This window comes from Neolewinella sp. (assembly GCF_965214665.1).
GTDB lineage: Bacteria > Bacteroidota > Bacteroidia > Chitinophagales > Saprospiraceae > Neolewinella.
Genome location: NZ_OZ243970.1, coordinates 2765886 through 2781014, shown reverse-complemented (window position 1 = coordinate 2781014; position 15129 = coordinate 2765886). Strand labels below are relative to the sequence as shown.

General features: G+C 60.3%; 12 protein-coding genes and 1 tRNA gene. 2 read left to right on the top strand and 11 right to left on the bottom strand.

Annotation, left to right across the window (positions count from 1 at the left end; all coding sequences use genetic code 11):
* Positions 1-23: 23 nt before the first annotated feature.
* On the bottom strand, positions 24-1823 hold the full coding sequence (locus ACOOHD_RS12005; RefSeq protein ID WP_420458121.1) for a patatin-like phospholipase family protein: 1800 nt from the start codon (positions 1821-1823) through the stop codon (positions 24-26).
* A 91-nt stretch (positions 1824-1914) separates the two neighbouring features.
* Here ACOOHD_RS12005 and ACOOHD_RS12000 point away from each other — a divergent pair, with 91 nt between their 5' ends.
* Both ACOOHD_RS12000 and trmB read left to right on the top strand, forming a co-directional pair.
* Positions 1915-2580: a sulfotransferase family protein gene (locus ACOOHD_RS12000; RefSeq protein ID WP_420458120.1), complete on the top strand. Its 666-nt coding sequence runs from the start codon at positions 1915-1917 to the stop codon at positions 2578-2580.
* A gap of 257 nt (positions 2581-2837) precedes the next feature.
* The gene (gene trmB / locus ACOOHD_RS11995; RefSeq protein ID WP_420458119.1) at positions 2838-3557 is read left to right on the top strand and encodes a tRNA (guanosine(46)-N7)-methyltransferase TrmB; all 720 of its coding nucleotides are present in this window, start codon (positions 2838-2840) and stop codon (positions 3555-3557) included.
* Between the two features lie 127 nt (positions 3558-3684).
* On the opposite strand, the gene ACOOHD_RS11990 is transcribed toward trmB, so the two are convergent.
* From ACOOHD_RS11990 to ACOOHD_RS11945, 10 genes are all read right to left on the bottom strand, one after another.
* The gene (locus ACOOHD_RS11990; protein ID WP_420458118.1) at positions 3685-7218 is read right to left on the bottom strand and encodes a hypothetical protein; all 3534 of its coding nucleotides are present in this window, start codon (positions 7216-7218) and stop codon (positions 3685-3687) included.
* Positions 7219-7232: 14 nt separating this feature from the next.
* A complete protein-coding gene (hisB, locus tag ACOOHD_RS11985; protein ID WP_420458117.1) occupies positions 7233-8372 on the bottom strand; it encodes a bifunctional histidinol-phosphatase/imidazoleglycerol-phosphate dehydratase HisB in 1140 nt (379 codons plus the stop codon).
* Positions 8373-8396: 24 nt separating this feature from the next.
* Entirely contained in the window at positions 8397-9248 is an 852-nt protein-coding gene (locus ACOOHD_RS11980) for an Rpn family recombination-promoting nuclease/putative transposase (RefSeq protein ID WP_420458116.1), read from the bottom strand.
* 42 nt (positions 9249-9290) lie between these two features.
* A complete protein-coding gene (hisC, locus tag ACOOHD_RS11975) occupies positions 9291-10325 on the bottom strand; it encodes a histidinol-phosphate transaminase (RefSeq protein WP_420458115.1) in 1035 nt (344 codons plus the stop codon).
* A gap of 252 nt (positions 10326-10577) precedes the next feature.
* On the bottom strand, positions 10578-11858 hold the full coding sequence (gene hisD, locus ACOOHD_RS11970) for a histidinol dehydrogenase (protein WP_420458114.1): 1281 nt from the start codon (positions 11856-11858) through the stop codon (positions 10578-10580).
* Positions 11858-12724 carry an ATP phosphoribosyltransferase gene (gene hisG, locus ACOOHD_RS11965; protein ID WP_420458113.1) on the bottom strand — a complete coding sequence of 289 codons (867 nt, stop codon included), beginning with the start codon at positions 12722-12724 and terminating at the stop codon, positions 11858-11860. Before hisG ends, hisD begins: the two co-directional genes overlap by 1 nt.
* Positions 12725-12803: 79 nt before the next feature.
* A tRNA-Phe gene (locus ACOOHD_RS11960) sits at positions 12804-12876 on the bottom strand.
* Between the two features lie 70 nt (positions 12877-12946).
* Positions 12947-13516 (bottom strand): DinB family protein, encoded by a 570-nt coding sequence (locus ACOOHD_RS11955; protein WP_420458112.1) that lies wholly within the window; start codon positions 13514-13516, stop codon positions 12947-12949.
* 52 nt (positions 13517-13568) lie between these two features.
* Complete coding sequence (locus ACOOHD_RS11950) at positions 13569-14081, bottom strand: Crp/Fnr family transcriptional regulator (RefSeq protein WP_420458111.1); 513 nt, start codon at positions 14079-14081, stop codon at positions 13569-13571.
* Positions 14082-14113: 32 nt separating this feature from the next.
* Positions 14114-15106 carry a ThuA domain-containing protein gene (locus ACOOHD_RS11945; protein WP_420458110.1) on the bottom strand — a complete coding sequence of 331 codons (993 nt, stop codon included), beginning with the start codon at positions 15104-15106 and terminating at the stop codon, positions 14114-14116.
* Positions 15107-15129 lie beyond the last annotated feature (23 nt).

Genomic DNA, 15129 nt, shown 5'->3' with positions numbered 1-15129 from the left:
CGCTGCGGGAGGCGGGGCAAAGGTCAGGCATAAGGAGCAATTGCACTGAGGCCTTCGACGACCTGCTCGACGAGGTGGCGGTGCACGATGGTGTTGCGGCCGGGGCGGTTGATGATATTAGGGGGTAGGGGCTCGCCGTAACGCTCCACAAGGTCCTCGCGGGTGTGGGCGTAGATGAGGACGGGGATGTCCCGCCAGTCGGGGTCTTCGGTGAGGAGGGCGGCGAAGTCGAGGCCGCGCAGCCGGTCGCGGCCGGAGTCTTCCTGGCGGGTGAGGTCGCTGATGATGAGGTCGATGCGCTTGGCGGGGTCGGTGTTGGTTTTGTTGTTGGTCAGTAGGCGCTGGAGGGCCTCGTCGCTGGAGCGCACCGTGTAGCAGTAGGCATGCAGCCGTTCGAGGATGGCCAGGGGTAGGGCGTAGGTGAAGGCGTCGTCGATCCAGAGCACGTTGTAGGGCGTGGGACGGTCGCGGATGCGCTTAATCTTTGCTTCCAGCTCCTGATCGTCGTTGATGCCTAGTACTTCCAGGGTCTCGCCGAGGTCGCGCAGGTCGCTGAGCTCCCACATGACGGGCTTAATGCGGTGGAGTAGCTTGGCCTTGATGTTCTCCTTGTACGTCGGCCAGTCGAAGCGGCGTAGGAAGCGGCTGGCGGCCCGGGCCCCCTGGCGGAAGAGTTTGAGCTTCTCTTCTTCCGTGATGCTGAAGTTGATCCAGTTGAGGTCCTCTACGTCGATGTACTCGACCAGGTCCTTATACTCCGGGTGGTTGCGCACGAACTCGAAATCGCGGAGGTTGCGCACCCCGTCGGCCATGCTGCCCAGAAAATCGGTGAGGTTGTGGATGGGCCGGGCGTGGGTGCGGTCGATACCCAGCTTCACCCCGATCGTGGGCCGCTGCGGGATGGTATCCGCCTCGTGAAATAGGTCAATGGGAAAGTTGGACATGATACCCCCGTCCACGAAGAGCACCTCCTCCGGCAGCTCGCCGGTGTAGTCGGCCACCCGGCGCCAGGCCCGGCGCACCTCGTCTTCGCGGCCCCGGGCCCAGTCCATCGCTACGCGCTTCGGCTCGAAGAAAAAGGGGATCGACATCGAGGCTCGCACCCAGGCTGCCGGGTTCTGCTCGGCGGGGGCGGCGTGGTAGAGCGGGGCCATGCGGGGAAAGACCGCCTTGGTCTGGGTGGTGATGTCGGCGGCTACGATGGCAATCTGCGGGTTCACGTCCTCGACACTCAGGGGGCGGCGGCGCTTGCCGTAGTTGGTCACGTAGACCAGTCCCTCGGGCAGGTCGCGCAGGTTGCGCTCCAGGCTTTGCCAGTCCCTATGGGTCAGGGTGTCGGTGAGCCACTGCTCAAAGTGGTCGCCAGAGTTTACGCCCAGGTCGCCCTTAATCTCGGCGAAGTTCGTCATCAAGTGCAGGTACAGCTTGATGCGGTTGCCCGACTCGATGGCCTGGGTGAGTTGCTCGGCATCGTAGCCCCCATCCACGAAGTCCATAAAATTTTTCTCGCCGATCCGCTCCAGGATGCGCACGCTCTTTTTCTCCGCCGGCTGCCCCATATCGGCCATCAGCAGGGTATTGATCGAGCCGGCGCTGGTACCCCCCAGGCTGAGGAAGCGCAGTCCGAGTTCCTCCAGCACGTAGGTGAAGCCCACCAGGGCGATGCCCAGTATCCCACCGCCCTCCTGCACCAGATTCACGTACTGGTTGCCCGCCTGGTCGTACACGTCGGAGTAGCGAAAATTGTCTCCTTGCCGGGCCCGGTAGGCCTTGAGGTCTTCCACGATATCGAATACGGCTTGCTGGTAGGCACGGGTGGGCATGGGCGGGTGCTTTTTGTTACGCAACAGGGGGCGCGGACGCGGGTGCAAAGCTCAGGGAACAAAAGCGATATGCCGACTGTAAACACCCCGTATGGCACTCGAAGTAATCGGTCTTGGACTGGGACGTACCGGTACGCTCTCCCTCAAACTGGCCCTCGAGCAGCTCGGATTTGGCAAGTGTTATCACATGGATACCCTACTGGCGCAGCCCCGGGATATCTTTCACTGGAAGGAGCTCCACACGGCTGGCCACACTGACCTTGACTGCCTCTTTAAGGGGTACGGGGCCGCGGTCGACTTTCCTACCGTGGCTTACCACGAGCCTATTTTAAGGCACTATCCCCGGGCCAAGTGCATTCTCACCGTTCGTGATGAAGCATCTTGGTATACCAGTGCCCGTGCTACCATCCTGGATGCCGAGCCGAGCCTGGGGGGTAAGATCCGTATGTCGCTTAAACTGCCCTTTTCGCGCCGCCAGCGTCAGCTCCTCGAAGTGGCCCAGCTCGCCGGCAGCTTCTGGCAGCTGGACGCCGAAGACGAGGTGGTGCGCAGGGCCCGGGCCATTCAGTTCTTCCACGACTGGAATGCGCGTATTCAGGCTACTGTTCCGTCTGAGCGGCTACTGGTTTTTAATGTGCGACAGGGGTGGGAGCCGTTGTGTACGTTTTTGGGGGTGCCGGTGCCGGCGGCAGCTTTTCCGCGGAGTAATGGGCGGGGGGAGTTTGCGCGGAAGTATCATCGGTTGTTGGGGGCGTAGGGGGCTCACCACAGAGCGCCTATGCGTCATTAGGGGAGGGGCCCCTAATGTAAGCCACAAAGAGTTTCACAGAGCCATCGTTGGAGGGAGGTAAACAGAGGCTTGTACCTGCGGTACTAGGTGAAGGCCCTACGATCAAAAAGATAAATAGAGTCCGTGCAAAATCTGTGTTAATCTGTGCAATCTGTGCTAGATCCCCCCCTTCAAAATAGCGCGCAGCGCTACTGCGAAGCACCACGCATACACTCACTGTACCTTTGCGCCCCCAATCCATTCCCGCCCCCATGCCCGGTCGCAACAAGCTCCAAAAATTTGCCGAAAACCTCAGCTTCCCCAACGTATACGAGAGCTTCGACCCCGCAAAACCTAAACTGACCGGGCTCAACGGTGCCGAGCTAGACCTACGCGGAAAGTGGGCCGCGGAGCACTTCGGCAACGACTGCCCCATCACCCTGGAGCTAGCCTGCGGCCGCGGCGAGTACACCCTTGACCTGGCCCGGCAGTACCCTGACCGTAACTTCATCGGTGTTGACATTAAGGGCGCCCGCATCTGGAAAGGAGCTAAGATTGCCCTGGCGGAGGAACTTCAAAACGCCGCATTCCTGCGCACCCGCATCGAAGTCATCAGTCACTTCTTCGCCCCCGGTGAGGTGGCCGAGATCTGGATCACCTTTCCCGACCCCTTCCTGAAGAAGGGCAAGGAAAACCGCCGTCTGACCGCCCCCCAATTCCTCGCGCAGTACCGCAAAATCCTCCGCCCCGGCGGCCCCCTCCACCTTAAGACCGATAGCCGCGAGCTCTACGACTGGACCCTGGAGCAGTTCGCCACTCAGCCCCAGGTCGAGGTCCTTTACCACGACGATGACATCTACGCCAAGCCCCTACCGATCCCGGAGCTCGCCACCGAAACCTACTACGAGCGGATGCATAAGCATAAACCGATCACCTACGTGCGGTTTGAGTTGTTGGGTTATTGAGTTTGAGTTGTTGCGTGGCCGTTGTTGGAGGCGTCGCGTGTGTCACGTGGTACACGTGCCACAGTGCCGTCTATGACGCCTCCAACGACCGTCACGCAACAACCCAACAACTACCAAACGCAACAACTCAGAACTGCGCCGTCACCTGCGCCCGCCCCACGTGCACCGTAGCCGCCTCCCCCGTCTGCCGGCCGTCGTAGATGAGGTTGAGCTGGAGGTACTCGCCGAGCTGCTGAGTGAAGTTGATGTTCCAGAGGAGGTTGCGGCCCGGCTGGAGGCCCTGCAGGAGGGCGAAGCCGACCGGACTGCTGGAGCTGCCATTTTCGAAGTCGATTTGGATCCACTGGAAGCCGGCGTTGAGGAAGTTGCGGAAGTTGCTTTCGAGTTTCACCTCGCGGCGGAGGGTGAACTCACCATCTACCTCGGGTAGGGTATTCTCCTCGCGGCCCACGGTGATGGTAGTACTGAAGCGGAACTCCCCCGGCTGCCAGTTCACGCTGGGCTCCAGGCGGTGAAAGACGATCTTGTAGTCCTTCTCGTTGAAGCGCTCCGAGTCGGACTCGCGGCGCCCCGTAATGCCGGCGGCTTCCAGACTGAGCTGGTCGTTGGGACGGTAGCGGAGGCGGAGCTCCCAGTCCTCGCGGCGGCTGCTCTCGTAGCCGGTGGTGAGCACGCGGCGGTTGCGCTGTTCGCCGTTGCTGAGCTGGATATCGTAGCGGGGGTTGGCGCGGTTGAAGAACAGGCCGTGGCGGCGGCGCACGGTCAGGGCCACGAGGTTGCTATCGGCCACGGCGAGTTGGAAGGGGTTCCAGCTCTGGATATCATCAGACTGCTGGGTCTTGCGGTCGATGTTGACGGCCGTATTGAGTGCAATGCGGCGCAGGAAGTTGCGGATGCCCTCGCTACTGCTCCAGAGCCGATCGGGATCCCAGTTGAAGCGCTGGTTGATGCTTACGTTGTCGGTGCGAATGAAGGTATTGTTGAATACGCTTACGCGCAGGTAATCGGCGATATCGGGGAAGGGGCTGAGCTCCATCTCGTTGGGCTGGATTTTACCGTCGTTGTTGTACAGGCTGTCCTGCCAGATGTACTGCCCCTGCCCCGGTTGCACCCGTACGTACTGAAACTCCGCCCGCGGCTCCTGTCCACTACCGACCTGGTAGGTAGTCTGGCTACTAAAGGCGCGCTTGAGGGCATCGGCGCGTACGTCCAGTCGGCCCAGAAATGTGCTGGTGGGCGGGTCATCGACCAGGTCGGGACTAGGTACTTCCAGGGAGCGGTAGGTAAAGTTGCCCCCCAGTTGCAGGTTGCTGCCGGCCTGGTACTTGCCCTCCGCGCCGATCTCGCGGGCCGAGGTGCTGCGGCGTAGCTCGGTCAGGTCGGGCAGCCGGTCGTCGCGCTGATTGGCGGTGAGGGTGAACCCGTACTTGTCGTTGGTGGGAGCCTGTAGCCCGACTACGTACTTGTCGTAGTGGAAAGACAGTGGGGAAAGGGTGTCACTCCGTAGCTGCTGCCGTACACTCCGCTCCGCTGCGTACGCCGCGCTGATCTCCCAGCCGCCGAGCCCAGTGAGTTCTTTGGCCACCCGTAAGCTCGGTCGGCGAAAACTACCCGTAGTCTCCGTATCCTCGCTATCGAGCTGACTGAAGGCACCGGCGGCCTCCCAGCCCGCCACGTCGAGTTGTAATAATGCCTCGTGTCGCCGCCCGCTGTAGTCATCACCCCGCACGAATTGCTCGTAATCGTAGTCGATACGGCCCACGCCCCGTCGCAGCAAGCCCAGCCCACCCCCGGCAAGTTGCTCGGTAGCTGCCTCCGGTCGAATGGTGCTTAGCCGGTTGCTCAGATTCCAGTTGCGGTAAAATTCCGGCGAGCGGTAGGGGTTGATGAAGGTGAAGGTCTTTTCCACGAACTCGTAGCGTGCCCGCCCGGCCACCGCCCAGCCGCTGCTGTCCGTGCCGAGGGGCAGCGTCCGGTCCATATCTACCCGTAGGGCATGGCCCACGTCGTCGTTGCTATTGAGCCGGCTGAAGCGGTTCAGGTCGAGCTTACTGCGGCTACCCTCGATACGGATGGCCCCCTCCCCCGTAAAGCGGTACTCCCCGCCCAGGGCAAAGAGCTGCTGCTGCTGGGGGGGCACTAGGTCGATCTCCGGTGCGTAGCGTCCCAGCGGCCGGCAGTTTTCGTCGTAGCCCACGAAGACGTACACGCGTTCGTTACCCGGTCGGTCGGGGTCGAGGTCGTAGGCCCCGCCGTTCGGTCCGCGGTCGGTGAAGGTGGCTACGTAGCGGCCTAGCTCGGCGTCGTTACTCTGCACCAGGTATTGCTGGTCTACCGCACACTCGATCACCGTATCGCGCAGTGCATAGGTAGTGCGTAACTCTGCCCGGCCATCCAGGGTATCGATGCTTGGAACTGCGATTCCATCCTGACTGTCCCCCTCCAGACTCAGGGCCTCGCGCTGGGCGGGGCTGAGGTCCAGGTCGCCGGTAGCCGTTTTGCTGTCCTGCTGGGAGTAGAGATTGAGGTAGGCACTGAAGCGGCCGCGGTCGTAACGGCTGCTACCGGCGGTCAGGGTGCGTAGGTAGCGTTGGTCGGCGTACTCGTACTCGACGGTAATGCGCACGTCGCGGGTGATGAGCCGCCGCGTGGTAAAGGTCAGCTCCGCCAGGTTGTAGTCGATGACGTAGTCGGCGTCGAGGCCCCGCACGAGTAGCTCTCCGTCCAGGTAAACCCGCTCGGTGCCCGCCAGTACGATCAGGAAGCGCTGGGCGCCGTCACCGGTCAGCTTGTACGGCCCCTGGTTGCCCTCCCCCGGGGTGATATTCTGACGGATGAACTGGCCGCGGGCTACGGCGATGCTGGCTGAGTTGGTGAACTGGGGTTCATTCTCTGCACCACTTACACCAGGGGCCCCTCCCCCTGCTGACGTACCCCCCGCTGCTGTAGTAAAGGTGGCCCCCTCCAGCTTTTTGTAGTAGCGCATGAAGTAGCCCTCCGGGTTGCGCAGTTCGTAGTCGCCGGCCGTGAGCTGGGTGCGGTCCTTGCGTAGCTGGATGAAGATGCGGTCGAACTCACGCAACTGCTGGGTAGTGCCCTCGGGTTGTACGGGCAGGTTCTCGTCGGTGATGGCCGCGGCCACCTGGATGCCGTTGCCGAGCTCGCCGTTGAGCTGGAGGTTAAAGGCGGAGTTAAGCACGAGGTCCTGGCGGTTGCCAAAACTGATGGCGCGGCTGAAGCTGCCCCGGGTCTGCACCTTGGTGTCGTTGTCCAGTAGGCCGGAGCGCACGTAGGGATCGTAGCCGCCGATGACCAGTCCGGCCTCCTCACGCCGTAGCTGGGTGGAGTCGATGAGGCGCATGCGCTCGTCCAGGGCAAAGGGCAGGGCGCGGTAGCGCAGGTGCAACGAATCGGGCAGATCAACGGTGTTCCAGCGCAGGAAGCGGCCCGAGAGGGTGTAGCTATTTTGGGGGATAGGCTGACCGGAGGGGGCGGTGATCTGAAAGCTACCGGGAGCGATGGTGAGGGTGTCAACGAGCTGTCCGGCGGGGTTAACGGCTACGGTGCGCTCGCGTAGGTTGGACAGTGGCGTAGATTGCTGACCCCACAGCACGGTGGTGCCCAGTAGGCAGACTACCAGCCAAGCAGTTTTTGGGATCACTGGTGAGAAACGAACTACAACACCCCCTTGGTGCTTGGTAGACGCATGTTCTCCACGTCCCGCTGCTTGGCCATCTTGATACTCTTAGCGAATGCTTTGAAGGTGGCCTCGATTTTATGGTGCTCATTCTCGCCCTCCACTTTGATATTGAGGTTGCAGCGGGCGCCGTCGGTGAAGGATTTGAAAAAGTGGTAGAACATCTCGGTGGGCACGTCGCCGATGCGTTCGCGCTTGTATTCCGCCTTCCAGACCAGCCAGGGGCGGCCGCCGAAGTCGATGCCAACTTGGGCCAGGGCGTCGTCCATGGGCAGGTACCAGCCGTAGCGCTCGATGCCTAGCTTGTCGCCGAGGGCCCGGGCGAAGGCTTCGCCGAGGGCAATGGCGGTGTCCTCAATGGTGTGGTGCTCGTCGATGTGTAGGTCTCCTTCCACCTTTACCGTCAGGTCGCAGCCGGAGTGGCGGCCGAGCTGGTCGAGCATGTGGTCGAAGAAGCCCAGGCCGGTGTGGATGTCGGTCTGGCCGGTGCCGTCAAGGTCAAGTTCGATCTGGATGTCGGTTTCCTTGGTGGTGCGGCGTACGGTGGCCGTGCGATTCTCGAGGCGGAGGTGGCGGTAGATGTCCTCCCAGGTGGTGGTGCGTAGGGCGATGGTGTCCTCCAGTGCGTTCAGTTGGTCTTTGCTGAGTTCCTCGCTGCCGAGCTCGGGGTCGGTGGCGAGCCAGATGCCCCGGGCCCCGATGTTTTTGGCCAGTTGCATATCGGTGAGGCGGTCGCCAATGACGTAGCTGCCCGCCAGGTCGTAGTCTGCGGTGCGGTACTTATCGACCAGTCCGGTATTAGGCTTACGGGTGGGAGCATTGTCTTTAGCGTAGGTCCGGTCGATGAGCTCTTCGACGAATTCAATACCCTCACTGGCCAGGGCGCGGCGCATCACCTCGTGGGTGGGCCAGAAGGTATCTTCGAGGTAAACGTCCGTTCCTAACCCGTCCTGGTTGGTGATCATGACCAGTTTATAGTCCAGCTCCCGCACGATGCGTCCCAGCCAGCGGAAGACGCCGGGGTAGAAGTCGAGCTTGTCGGGGCTGTCGACCTGGTAGTTGTCGGGCTCTAGGATGAGGGTGCCGTCGCGGTCTAGGAGGAGGAGTTTTTGGGGCATGGGGATTAAGTCCTACAGTAAAAACTAAGAATCTTGTGACTGAATTATTTGGTGAACTTCCTCTTCAGATATACTCTGTATCTTAGCAATGATGGGAATGTCTAGTCCCAGTTGGTGAGCTTTGAGTACCGCCTGTTGAGTGGTTTCCTGACGACTTTCTATCCACGCGGTATCGATGGAGTTTTTCAAGTCACGATAATATTTGAGGCTTTTCTGATAGGTCTTGCGCTGGGATCGATCGAAAGAAGCTATTTCTGCAACAGCAAAAAGACGCTCAAAAACACGTTCCTGTAGAGAGGTGGGAATGTTTTCGAGCCGATCTAGATTACGTATGACGTAAAGCCACTTCTCGAATCGATTGGATAGTTGGTCAGGCTCTTTGGTGAATTTGGGCATCTCCAGATAAATGAAGGTGAGCTTATTGTAGAAGACTTTGCAGGTGTCTACATCGACCAGTTGTACATCGTAGCGAAGCTTATTTATATCCTTTTTGCCCTCTTCAAACACGAAGTCAAGAATAGCAATAAGATAAACCGCCTTTAATCCATAGTTCCAATCATTTATTTTCGCCTGCTCCCGAATGGGGAAGGTCGCGTAGTATAGTGCGCGGTCCTTGAAAAACTGCTGCTTAGTTTTCTGTAGCTCCACAATGAATTTCTCCCCCGTCTCACTCTCGCAGTACAGGTCGAAGATGGCCTTGCGGTCGTTCTCGGCACTGCCTAAATTTTCGTTCTTGAGATAGGTAAGGTCTACGATGGTAGCTTCCTTGCCCCGCAGCAACTCATTCAAGAAATCGATCAAGATATCCTTGTTCGGCTCCTCACCAAACAGCTTCTTAAAACCAAAGTCCGTAAAGGGATTAACGTAGCGACTCATGATCCTAAAACATAATTTCAACCCGCAAAAGTTGACCCCAACTTACGGGTTAAATGCCTCCAAAGCCGCCAGCAGCCGATCGTTCTCCTCCACCAACCCCGCCGTGATCCGCAGACAGTTTGCCGCATTGGGCTGGTAGCTCTGGTTGCGCACCACGATGCCGTGGGTGAGCAGGTACTTGTACACCGCGTCGGAGTCCGTAAAGCGCACCAGCAGGAAGTTGGTCACCGAGGGGAAAATGTAATCGACGAAGGCAAACTGCGCTAGCTCCCGCTCCAGTCGCTGCCGCTCGGATTTTAGTAAGGCCACCCGCTCCTCCATCACCTCCGGCTGCTGTAGCGCCCGCAGCGCCGCCTGCTGGGTGAGCACGTTGATATTGTAGGGCATCTTGATGGCCCGCAGCATGGTCACGATGAAGGGAGAGGCATAGGCCACGCCCAACCGCACCCCCGCCATACCCCAGCCCTTGGAGAGCGTCTGCATGATGATGAGGTTCGGAAACTCATCCAGGCGGGGTAGGAAGCTCACTTCGGGAATGAAGTCGATGTAAGCCTCGTCCAGCACTACGATACCGGGGAAGCTCTGAATCAGGTCCTCGACCACCGCCGCATCCATCAGGTTGCCGCTGGGGTTATTGGGGCTACAGAGCCAGAGGATCTTGCTGTGGGCATCCCAGCTTTCCTTGAGTGGGCCGACCGGAATCGAGAAGTCCGGCAGTAGATTCAGCGGACGAAACTCCGCATCGTTAATCCCCGCCGCCACCTTATACATACCGAAGGTGGGGGGTAGCGCGTGCACTGCATCCCGGCCCGGCGTACAGAACACCCGCGTCACCTGATCTACGATCTCGTCCGAGCCGTTGCCGATGAAGATTTTATCCGGGTCAATTTCCTTCAGCTCGGACAGCGCGGTGCGGATGTCGGTCGACAGCGGTTCTGGGTAGCGGTTGTGGCCGGTATTGAAGGGGCTTTCGTTCGCATCCAGTAGCACCTCGGCCTTGCCCTTGAACTCGGAGCGGGCGCTGGAGTAGGGGGTGAGGTGAAGAATGTTGGGGCGGACTAGGGCTTTGATGTTCAAGGGGTTAGGGGGTTAAGGGGTCAGGGAGTTAAGGGGCTAGGGAGTTAAGGCGGGCATCGTGGGCGTTGTCGGGCTCAACACAGAGGACGCTGAGGTATACCCAAAGGTGCACGTAGGTTAGCAGGAACGAGGGTACGGAGGGGATGACCTAGCGGTCATTGGAGGTATCACGGAATTCGGAGGATATTAGTCAAGACGAGCGAAGCGAGCATCTCCACCCTTAACCCCTTAGCTCCTTAACCCCTTAACTCCCTAATCCCCTTGCAGCCGCAGCCGAACCGCCTCCCGGTGCGCAATCAGCTCCTCCGCCTCCGCCATCACCTCCACCGTAGGCCCCAGGAGCTCAAGCCCTTCCCGGGTAAGCTCTTGAAAAGTGATCTGCTTCACGAAGCTATCCAGGCTCACGCCGCTATACTGCATCGCATAGCCATAGGTGGGTAGAGTATGGTTGGTACCGCTGGCGTAGTCGCCCACGCTCTCGGGAGTGTAGTAGCCGAGGAAAATGGAGCCAGCGTTGCGGATGCCGGCGGCAAACTCCCGGGCATTCGCCATGCTTAGAATGAGGTGCTCGGGGGCGTATAGATTGACGTAGTCGGCGGCCTCCGACCAGTCGGGAAAGACCAGGGTCATACTGTTAGCAATGCTCTGAGCGGCGAGCTCCCGGCGGGGGAGTTGCTCGAGTTGGGCCTGGAGCTGTAGCAAGACATCCTTCGCTTTGGTCCGGGAATCGGTCACGAGGACAACCTGGCTGTCGTGCCCGTGCTCGGCCTGACTGAGGAGATCGGCGGCCACGTGACTGGACCTTGCACCCGCGTCCGCGCACACCAGTACTTCCGAGGGGCCTGCGGGCATGTCGATGGCCAAACCCTGCAACTGCGCGAGCTGCTTGGCGACGGTGACGTAGGCGTTGCCGGGGCCGAAGAGCTTGTATACCTTGGGTACGGACTCCGTGCCGTAGGTCATAGCCGCGATGGCCTGGGAGCCGCCGAGCCGATAAACCTGGGTGACGCCGCACAGGTGAGCCGTGTACAGGATGGCGGGATGGATGTTGCCCTGCTTGTTCGGGGGGGAGCAGAGCACGATCTCCCGGCAGCCGGCAAGCTGGGCGGGGACGGCCAGCATGAGCACCGTGCTGAATAACGGAGCCGTGCCGCCGGGGATGTACAGCCCCACCTTATCGATGGACCGACTTTCCCGCCAGCAGGTGACACCGGGCATGGTTTCGATCTCGCGGACTTCGGTACGTTGAGCGCGGTGGAAGGTCTCGATGTTGCGCTTGGCCGTCTGAATGGCCTGCTGGAGCTCCTCCGGTATCTGGTCGGCGGCGGCTGCGAGTGTTTCCTGCGGTACGGCGAAGTCCTCCAGCTCCACCCCGTCGAAGCGGGCGGTGTAGTCGCGCAGGGCGGCGTCGCCCTCAGTCTGTACGCGGTGCATGACCTCGCGCACGACGGTTTCCAGCTTGGTCAGGTCCTGGGCGGGGCGGCGGGTGAGGGCCTCCCACTCACCGGGATTAGGGGCTTCGAAGATTTTCATCAGACGATCATTTTGGCGATGGGCACGACCAGGATACCCTCGGCCCCGGCGGCGCGCAGGCGGTCGATGATGTCCCAGAAGCGGTCCTCGGTGATTACGGTGTGTACGCTCGACCAGCCCTGCTCGGCTAGGGGGAGTACGGTGGGGGAGCGCATGCCGGGGAGGAGTTCGATGATCTGTTGGATATTGGTGTTGGGTACGTTCATCAGTACGTACTTCTGGTTGCGGGCGGCTAGGACCGACTTGATGCGGAAGACGAGCTTATCCAAAATCTCCCGCCGGCCGGCGTCGATCTTTGGGCTAGCGGCGATGACGGCCTCGGACTTCAGGATCACGTCCTGCTCCTCCAGTCCATTTTTGAACAGGGTGCTGCCCGTGGAGACTAGGTCGCAGATGGCATCGGCCAGGCCGATATTCGGGGCGATCTCGACCGATCCGCTGATCTCGTGGATGTCCGCTTCGATACCCTTTTCCCGGAGAAAACCGCGCAGGCTATTGGGGTAACTCGTGGCGATGCGCTGTCCGTGCAAACTCTTCACACCACTGTAGGTCTTACCGCGGGGGGTGGCCAGACTGAGCCGGCACTTCGAGAAGCCCAGCTTGAGCACCACTTTGGCGTCCTTCTGCTTTTCGATCAGGGTGTTTTCACCAATGATACCGATGTCGGCCACGCCGTCCTGAATGTACTGCGGGATATCGGAGTTGCGCAGGTAGAGTACCTCGGCGTTGAAGTTGCGGGCCGGGGCCTTGAGCTGGTCGCGGCCGTTGTCGATCCGGATGCCGCATTCCTTGAGTAGCTCGATGGACTCATCCAGCAGGCGGCCCGATTTCTGTACGGCGATGCGGAGGGGTGGGGTGGTGGGCATGGCGTGGCTTCGGGGGTAAAAAGCGGAGAGGCCCGCCGGAGTTTCCGACAGGCCTCTCCGAGGCCCCGTGAGAGGGAGGTGGTGTGGGGCGGAATCGAACCGCCGACACATGGATTTTCAGTCCATTGCTCTACCAACTGAGCTACCGCACCGGGTGGGCCGCAAAGGTAAAGAAAAGCCCAACAAAGTTCCAAAACTTATATTCCCAAATAACTTGCGTAACTATTTTGTGCGGATGCCCGCCTCGCCGCGGGTGGCGCGCTCGGCCTGCTCGATGTGGCGCCAGTCGTGGTTGACAATCAGGCGCAGGGTATCCCCCAGGCGCAGTTTGAACCAGGCGGCCTCCAGCGAGCTGATTTTAGTGGTCGTGAGATCGACCGACTCCGCGTCGTTGAGGAGATCCAGTAGTTCCCGGGCGTCGGTGAGGGATTGCTCCAGTACGTCGCGGTCTAGGGGCCGACCGTGGTAGTTGACCTTCCTTGGTGCGGGGAGTTTGATTGTAGTAACCCCCGGACGGGCCCAGTTGGCGATGATGCCCCCGAGAAAGCCACTGCGAAACTCTCGCGGCGCTTGCGTTGCCTGGTTGCGCCGGATCGCCTCGGCAGCTCTGCCCTGATACGCCCGGTTGAAGGTGTTGATGTGCTTGAGTGCTTCCAGGGCGGTCCAGGCCTTATCGCTGGGTCGCGCCTGCAGGGCCTCCTCCGGTAATTTCGCGAGGCCTTCTAGCAGTTGGAGATTTTGGTGTGCGCGTACCCGTAGCTCCTTCAGGAAGATGGTTTTGTCCTGTTTCATGCCAGTAAAGGTACCGGCCGCGCGACGCCCCGATCTTGCGCTCGCTCAAGATCTAGCCGCTTTTCTTGAGCCGCGATAGGGTTTCCGGTGTCATGCGTAGGTAGTTGGCGATGTACTTGGCAGGCACCTCCTGAAACAGCCGTGGGCTGCGCGCGAGCACCCGCCGGTAGCGTTCTTCGGGGGAGGCGGTGAGTAGGTCCACCTCGCGTTCCATCAGTCCCAGGATAAGCCACGCCTTGCCGGCCTCCCAGGCGGCGGCGTGATCGCTGTCTTCCCTTAGCCAGGCCTCGTGGGCGGTATGACTGGCTACGGCTACCTCCGTACGTCGCAATGCTAAAAGGGTATACTCTGTAGGCTGACCGGTGATGTAGGAGTCGAGCGACATCACGTAATCGCCTGCATACCCGAAGCGCATATACTGCTGACTGCCCGCTACGTCCCGGCAACTGACTAGGATGCCGTGGTCTACGCGGTAGAGATTACGGTCTACGGTACCGGGTAGGACCAGGGGTTCGCCCCGCTTCAGCTTGATTGTACGCTGCCAAATGGCCGTACTGTCGAGCAACGCGTGCAGGTTTTGGATAGGATCACCCAATCTTACTTCGCGTCCGGCCGTACACCCTTTTTATACAGATCGCCGAAGCCCGAGTTATTCGGCTCGTAGGTGCCGATGATGCTAGCATCGGCGCCACCCTCAGGAATCTCATCCTCCATACCCAGCGCCCAGTAAATACCATTCAGCGCCAGCTTGCGCATCGGCTCTTCCTTAAAGTCGTAGGGGTGGCCCAGTGTAGTGAAGAACACCCGGGCCGACGTGCCGCTGCTGCCGGTGTAGGTCTTGGTCCAGGCTACGGGCTGGTCCATGGGGTAGCGGTCGGTCTGGCCCTCGGCCTCGATTTTGGAGCGCAGACTGTGGCCCATCAGCAGCGGGTCGCTGTCGCCGGAGAGCGCATCTTCACCACCGGCCACGTGGTAGAGCCAGCTGTAGGCCTCGAAGGGCTCGACGCCATTGAGGATAGGATCATCTTCTTTGCCCTCGGCTAGCGTCACGTCGGTCAGCCGCCCGTGCCCGTCTTCGAAGTGGCCATGGTGGATGATCCACCGCTGTCCGAACACCTTCGTGGGCCAGTCGTCGTTGAGGGTCATCAGCGCGCTGTCCTTTTCTTCCAGGTACTTAAAGGTGTGAGTAGCGGTACGGAAGCCTACCATCGGCCGGCCGCTCTCGGCGTAATCGGTGATCTTCTTGGCCATCTCGGCGGGCAGTTGGCGGTAGCGGGCGAAGACCACCATCAGGTCGGCATCCTCCAGCTCGTCGAGCCGCGAGATACTGTACAGGTTGTTGGGGTCGATCACGCCAGTGGAGTCTAGGGAGTAGCCGACCACGGTCTGTACGTCCATATTATTTTCCAGCATCTTGGCCAGCATTGGCATGGACTCCTCGCTGCGGTATTCTTCGTCGCCGGTGACGAACACTACTTTCGGGCGGTCGTTGGCCTCCGCGTCGGTCGTATTCTGCACGGTGTTGTCGGTGGCGGGGCCGCAGGTGCAAAGAAATACGAGAAGGAATAGGCTAACAGGGTACTTCATCATCTGTAGTGTAGTGTGTGGGTGAA